The organism is Dietzia sp. DQ11-71 (assembly GCF_014144995.1).
GTDB lineage: Bacteria > Actinomycetota > Actinomycetes > Mycobacteriales > Mycobacteriaceae > Dietzia > Dietzia kunjamensis.
This window is the reverse complement of the sequence record NZ_JAALDT010000465.1, coordinates 1-704: the sequence shown is the minus strand read 5'-3', so window position 1 is coordinate 704 and position 704 is coordinate 1. Positions and strand designations below refer to the sequence as shown.

Sequence of the window (704 nt, the reverse complement as noted above, 5' to 3'; positions counted from 1 at the left end):
GAGGAGGACCGGCTGTTCTACCGGCTCGCGCGACTGGTCTCGCTCAACGAGGTCGGCGGCTCGCCCGGCCGGATGGGGATGCCCGTCGAGGCGTTCCACCTCGCCATGGCCGAACGGGCCCGCTCCACCCCGCTGGCAATGACGGCGCTGAGCACCCACGACACCAAGCGCGGAGAGGACGTCCGCGCCCGGATCTCGGTGCTCTCGCAGCTCCCCGACGAGTGGGCCTACCTCGTCACGCGCGTGTTCGACGAGTTCCCGCCGCCCGCCGAGGACGCGGGCTACTTCCTCCTCCAGGTGATCGTGGGCGTCTGGCCCGAGCTGGGCGGGCCCACAGACGACCTGCGGTCCCGCCTGCACGACTACGCCGACAAGGCCCTGCGTGAGGCCGCCGTGCACACCACCTGGACCGATCAGGACGCCGACTTCGAGTCCGGTGTGCACCGGTGGATCGACACGCTGATCGACTCCGGCGGCGGGCTGCTGGGGCCGTTCGTCGAGCGCATCGCCCCGGCCGGCCGCGACAACTCGCTGGTCGCCAAGGCCGTGCAGTTGCTCGGCCCCGGCATCCCGGACGTCTACCAGGGCACGGAGGTGTGGGAGGACTCGCTCGTCGACCCGGACAACCGCCGGTTCGTGGACTACGGGCCACTGCGCTCCGGCGCCGTCGCCCGTGCGGGACACCCCAAATTCGTGCTGGTGCG

General features: G+C 71.7%; 1 protein-coding gene. It reads left to right on the top strand.

Annotation, left to right across the window (positions count from 1 at the left end):
- On the top strand, positions 1–704 hold a 704-nt coding region (locus G6023_RS14585), incomplete at both ends, for an alpha-amylase family protein (protein WP_472986454.1).